Source organism: Bradyrhizobium sp. PRIMUS42 (genome assembly GCF_023006515.1).
Classification (GTDB): Bacteria; Pseudomonadota; Alphaproteobacteria; order Rhizobiales; family Xanthobacteraceae; genus Bradyrhizobium.
Window position 1 is genome coordinate 1 of record NZ_JALBGZ010000437.1, and the last position, 5,530, is coordinate 5,530.

5 protein-coding genes are annotated in these 5,530 nt (G+C 64.2%); 4 read left to right on the forward strand and 1 reads right to left on the reverse strand.

All coding sequences use genetic code 11. The features are described 5' to 3' along the window. A partial coding sequence (locus tag MOV75_RS25900; protein ID WP_247006829.1) for a hypothetical protein occupies positions 1-1,131 on the forward strand: 1,131 nt, incomplete at its 5' end. Positions 1,132-1,266: 135 nt separating this feature from the next. Here the strand turns inward: MOV75_RS25900 and MOV75_RS25905 are convergent. Continuing rightward, positions 1,267-1,572, reverse strand: a complete 306-nt coding sequence (locus MOV75_RS25905) for a hypothetical protein (RefSeq protein WP_246930033.1) — start codon at positions 1,570-1,572, stop codon at positions 1,267-1,269. A gap of 194 nt (positions 1,573-1,766) precedes the next feature. On the opposite strand from MOV75_RS25905, the gene MOV75_RS25910 reads away from it, so the two are divergent. From MOV75_RS25910 to MOV75_RS25920, 3 genes are all read left to right on the forward strand, one after another. Further along, positions 1,767-2,246, forward strand: a complete 480-nt coding sequence (locus MOV75_RS25910) for a hypothetical protein (protein ID WP_246930034.1) — start codon at positions 1,767-1,769, stop codon at positions 2,244-2,246. A 148-nt stretch (positions 2,247-2,394) separates the two neighbouring features. Further along, positions 2,395-3,342: a TAXI family TRAP transporter solute-binding subunit gene (locus MOV75_RS25915; protein WP_246930035.1), complete on the forward strand. Its 948-nt coding sequence runs from the start codon at positions 2,395-2,397 to the stop codon at positions 3,340-3,342. A gap of 163 nt (positions 3,343-3,505) precedes the next feature. After that, on the forward strand, positions 3,506-5,530 hold a 2,025-nt coding region (locus MOV75_RS25920; RefSeq protein ID WP_247006831.1), incomplete at its 3' end, for a TRAP transporter permease.

Consider the following 5,530-nt stretch of genomic DNA (forward strand, 5'->3'; position numbering starts at 1 on the left):
GACGCGCTGCCGCCCGCAGTCCGCGATGCCAACGCTCAGTTGCTGTCGCAGTTTTTTGCGCAAGGTGGCGCCTCGCCGGCCGTGCTCGAATATCGCCGCAAGCTCGCGGAATATCAGGCGGCGCGTGCCGCTTTCGACGCCGAGGCCGGCGCCTATTGGAGCCAGATCTCCGAGAAGCGGAAAGGCCGCAACGCCAAGCGGCGCAGCGGGCAGCAGGTGACGCTCGATGATTACGTGCTGGAGCATCCGCCGCTCTATGCCGGGCCGAAGAAGCCGGTGAATCCGGAACCTGAGGAAACGCCGGACCGTCCCGTCAAAAAGCCGATCCCGGTTGTTGCCGATTTCCTGCGCGCGGCGCAGGAGCTCTACCAGTTCACGCCGCAGCGCCCCTCAAGCGAGGTCGAGTTCAAGCGCGCCTATGCGCGCTACGCGCTCGCCTCCGGGCTGACGCGCGAGCAGGCGGTGCGGGTCTATGCGTTCGAGACCGGCGGCACCGGCAGTCACGACGTGCAGGCGGGTATAGAGCATGGCGGCAAGCGCGCGATCTCGACCGCGATGGGCTACAACCAGCTCCTGACCACCAACAGCGTCGAGCTGCTGGCCGAGCAGGGCCACGAACTCATTCGTGCGCTCTCCGAGAAGGTGTCGCGCACGTCCGGGCCGGCGCGGCAGGCGCTCGAGCACAAGCTCGTCGTGCTGAAGAAAATGGTGGCGCATGCGAAGTCGGTGCCCGACACTTGGTCGGAGCATGAGAAGATCGGCAACACCGCGCAGGGCTGGGCCATGCATGCGATGGTGATCGACATCGATGTCGGTCCGATGCTGCAGACGCATAAGCTGCTGACCTCGGTGCTGTTCGCCCGCGCCAAGGGCTACAGCCGTCCGCTCACCGCGGCCGAGCTCGAGATGATGAACCTCACCGGCGACGGCACCGGCCTCGACATGGTGACGATGCCGCAGGCGATGCGCGAGCAGGTGCCGACCTCGAACTTCTTCCAGCGCGGCGGCTACGAGCGCAACCCGGTCGCGATCCGTCACAACACGGTGGCCAAGCTGCTCGCGGTGACGGATGAGCGGATGGACTCGAACAGCAGCAAAGCCGGCGCAAGGGAGCTGGCAGGGGCGTTTTAAGAGCGCTGTCGTAGGGTGGGCAAAGCGAAGCGTGCCCACCATTCTCGATCGGAATGCGCTGATGGATGGTGGGCACGGCGCTAACGCGCCTTTGCCCACCCTACGGCAGCGTCGTCGTGGCGAGGTGCGCGTCCCCTACTGATCCGGCCCGAACTTGAACTTGCCGTCGCCTTCCAGATACGGGCCGCTGCGCATGTAGAGCTGGCCGTTGTGGCCGATGAAGAACAGCGTGCCCTTCGGCACTTTCTTGGCGCCCTTGAGCAATTCGCCGGCGTTGCTGGTGCCCATCTTGTAGGAAAAGGTCTTGCCTTCCTTGTCATAGGCGTAGCCCGTATCGGCCTTGAGCTCCCACGGCGTTGCCGGGACTTGCGCCGATGCGGGCGCGGCAAAGGCGCCGAGCGCGACTGCAATTGCAAATGGCTTGATTGAAAATGCCGTCATTCCCATCCTCCCACGGTCGGGACATTCCGGATTTGAACAAATCACGAACGGGATGTCCGGGTCAATTTGCGAAAGCGCCGCAGCGCATCACGTCTTGCCCAGTAGTTTGTGATTTTCCCTTCGTCCCCTCGCGACTATGTTCCGCTTTCCGTCTAGAACGCAACTCGACAAAATTATTGGCAGGGATGATTCGGATGCGCCGTGTGACAAAACTTTGCTGGGCTGCTGCATTGTCGCTGACGGCGCTGGCGCCGGCCGCCCGGGCCGATGATTACCAGCTCAGCCACAACCAGCGCATCTCATGCAGCCGCGGCCTTGCCCCTGGCAAGCTGAACACGGCGACCTGCAAGTCCTACACTTATCTCTTCAACACCAAGACCTCGGAATATTTCCGCTGTCAGGTCTCCCTGGCGCTGACCCGCGACAACAAGGAAGTCATCAACGTCCAGACCGACGGCGGCTGCATCAAGAAGCCGCGCATCTTCGAGACCGACGGCCATTACGATTTCGACGCGACCGAGACCGAGCCGCCGAACACCAATTCGTTCTTCGGCCCCGGCGGCTATTCGATCTGGGCCGCCGACGTCAGCGCGCAGAAGATCCGCGGCTGCATCACCATCTCCTCGGGCCTCGGCTCCGACATCTCCAAGTGCCTTGACATGACGTTCCAGTGAGGCTGCGCCACCTCGCCGCACCGACCCGGGTTCCGCAAAAATCGAGCCGGAACGGCCATTTACCGCAGTCCTGTTTTGCCTTTTGGATGGGTTGACCCGCCCCTCTCATCCGGCCAATTTCCCCGCCGGTTTGGGGAGTACAACAACCATGAAACGGACGATTTTCGGCGCAGCCGCGGCACTTGCTCTGGCGGCGTCGGCACCTTGCGCGCAGGCGCAATCCTTCATCAACGTGCTGACCGGCGGCACCTCGGGCGTCTATTATCCGCTCGGGGTCGCGATCGGGAAGATCTACGGCGACAAGATTCCGAACGTGAAGACGCAGGTGCAGGCCACCAAGGCGTCGGTCGAGAATTTGATCCTGCTGCAGCAGGGCCGCGGCGAGCTGGCGTTCACGCTGGGCGACTCGCTCAAGGCCGCCTGGGACGGCGAGGAGGAGGCGGGCTTCAAGACCAAGCTCGACAAGCTCAGGACCATCGGGGCGATCTATCCGAACTACATCCAGATCGTCGCGACCGCTGAATCCGGCATCAAGACGCTGGCCGACCTCAAGGGCAAGAGCCTCTCTGTCGGTGCGCCGAAGTCGGGCACGGAGCTGAATTCGCGCGCGATCCTCAGCGCCGCCGGCATGAGCTACAAGGATCTCGGCAAGGTCGAGTATCTGCCGTTCGCCGAGTCCGTCGATCTCATGAAGAACCGCCAGCTCGCAGCGACGCTGCAATCGGCCGGCCTCGGCGTCGCCTCGCTGAAGGACCTGTCGACCTCGAGCCCGATCACGGTGGTGTCGGTGCCGAAGGAGACCGTCGACAAGATCGGCCCGCCCTTCATCTCCGCGATCATTCCCGCCAATACCTATACGGGCCAGGACAAGGACGTGCCGACGGCTGCCGTCGTGAACTACCTCGTGACAAGCTCGGCAGTGTCGGACGATCTCGCCTACCAGATGACGAAACTGGTCTACGAGTCGCTGCCGGAACTCGCCACCGCGCATGCGGCCGGCAAGGAGATCAAGCTCGAGGCGGCGGCCAATGGCAGCCCGGTTCCGTTGCACCCCGGCGCGATCCGCTATTACAAGGAAAAAGGGCTGATCAAGTAAGGTCGGCTCTCGTAGCAGGGCGTCATGGCCGGGCTTGTCCCGGCCATCCACGTTCTATGGGCAGGCGAGAAAGCTCGTGGATGCCCGGGACAAGCCCGGGCATGACGGCGCGAGTGGCTCGTGCCAATGCTATTGCGGCACGGACAGGCTAAGGACGATTGAGATGCTGGAAAAGGCAGAGGGCGCCGCAGCTGCGCCCGACAAGGTCAAAGTCGAGTTCGACAATTTCGAGCACGGCTTTCCCGAAGGCTTTGGCCCGGGCTGGTGGGGCCAGCTCGCCTACTGGATCGGCATCGCCTTCGCCACTTTCCAGCTCTACGTCGCTGCCTTCAATTATCTGCCGAGCCAGGTGGTGCGCGGCGTCCATGTCGGGTTCCTCGTCCTGCTCACCTTCGGCCTGATCGCAAACTTCACCGCGAAGAGCAGTTTCGGCCGCGCGCTCGGCTGGGTGATCGGCGGCGCAGGTTTTCTCTGCGGGCTCTACCAGTGGATCTTCTACGCCGATTTGATCGCGCGCGATGGCGATCCGACGCGACTTGATCTCGTGGTCGGCACGTTGCTGGCGGTTTTGATCTTCGAGGGCACGCGGCGCCTGATGGGCGCGGCGCTGCCGCTGATGTGCGGCGCGTGCCTCGTCTACTGGTTCTTCGGCCAGTATCTGCCGTCGCCGCTCAACCATCGCGGCTATGATTTCGACCAGATCGTCACCCATCTGTCGTTCGGCACCGAAGGCTTCTACGGCGTGCCGATCTATGTCTCGGCGACCTACATCTTCCTGTTCATCCTGTTTGGCTCGTTCCTGGAGCGCGCCGGCATGATCCAGCTGTTCACCGACGTTTCGCTCGGCCTGTTCGGCCGCACCCGCGGGGGACCTGCGAAAGTGGCGGTGTTCGCCTCGGGCATGATGGGCACGATCTCCGGCTCGGGCGTCGCCAATGTCGTGACCGTCGGCCAGTTCACGATCCCGCTGATGATCAGGTTCGGCTATCGCCGCGCGTTCGCGGCCGGCGTCGAGGCCACGGCCTCGATGGGCGGACAGATCATGCCGCCGGTGATGGGCGCGGTCGCCTTCATCATGGCCGAGACGCTGGGCGTGCAATATTCGGAGATCGTCAAGGCGGCGGCGATTCCAGCGATCCTCTATTTCGCGTCCGCTTTCTGGATGGTGCATCTGGAAGCCGGCAAGCACGGTCTCGTCGGCATGAAGCGCTCGGAGATCCCGAGCGCCTGGAAGGCGCTGGTGACGCGCTGGTATCTCGTGCTGCCGCTGGCCGCGCTGGTCTACATGCTGTTCGAAGGTTTTACGCCGCTCTATGCCGGCAGCATGGGCCTCGCTCTCACGGTGACGCTGATCCTCGGCACCGCCATCACGACCGGCGCATCCTCGAATGTGATCCGCTACATCTTCTGGATCGGCCTTGCGCTCGTCGTCGCCGCGCTGTCGCGCGACGGCCTCCAGATCGTGCCGGTCGCGAGCGTCGTCGTTGGGCTGATCGTGATCACCGCCTTCGTCCGCGGCGGGTTCAAGGCCCTGCGCGAGTGCCGCGATGCGCTGGCCGAGAGCGCCAAATCCGCCATCACCGTCGGCATGGCCTGCGCCATCGTCGGCGTCATCATCGGTATGATGTCGCAGACCGGCGTCGGCACCATCTTCGGCGGCTGGGTGATCGGGCTCGGCGAGAAGAGCCTGTTCCTGGCGCTGATCATGACCATGCTGCTGTCGATCCTGCTCGGCACCGGCATCCCGACCATCCCGACCTACATCATCACCGCCGCGCTCGCCGCGCCGGCGCTGGCCAAGCTAGGGGTGCCCCTGATCGCGAGCCACATGTTCGCGTTCTACTACGGCATCATGGCCGACCTCTCGCCGCCGGTGGCGCTGGCGGCGCTCGCGGCGGCGCCGATCGCCAAGGAGAACCCGGACAAGATCGGCTGGGAAGCGATGCGCATCGCGCTCGCCGGCTACGTCATCCCCTTCATCTTCGTCTATTCGCCGGCCTTGATGCTCCAGGCCGGCGATCCCATGGCGGCCAAGCTCGGCTTCTACGGTGCGGTGGCGCTCGCGACCTTGAAGGCGTTGGTGGCGATCGCGCTGTTCGGCATGGTCGCGATCGGCTTCCTGTTCACGCGGCTGACGCTGGTCGAGCGCCTCGTCGCGCTCGGCGCCGCGTTCTGCCTGCTCGGCGAG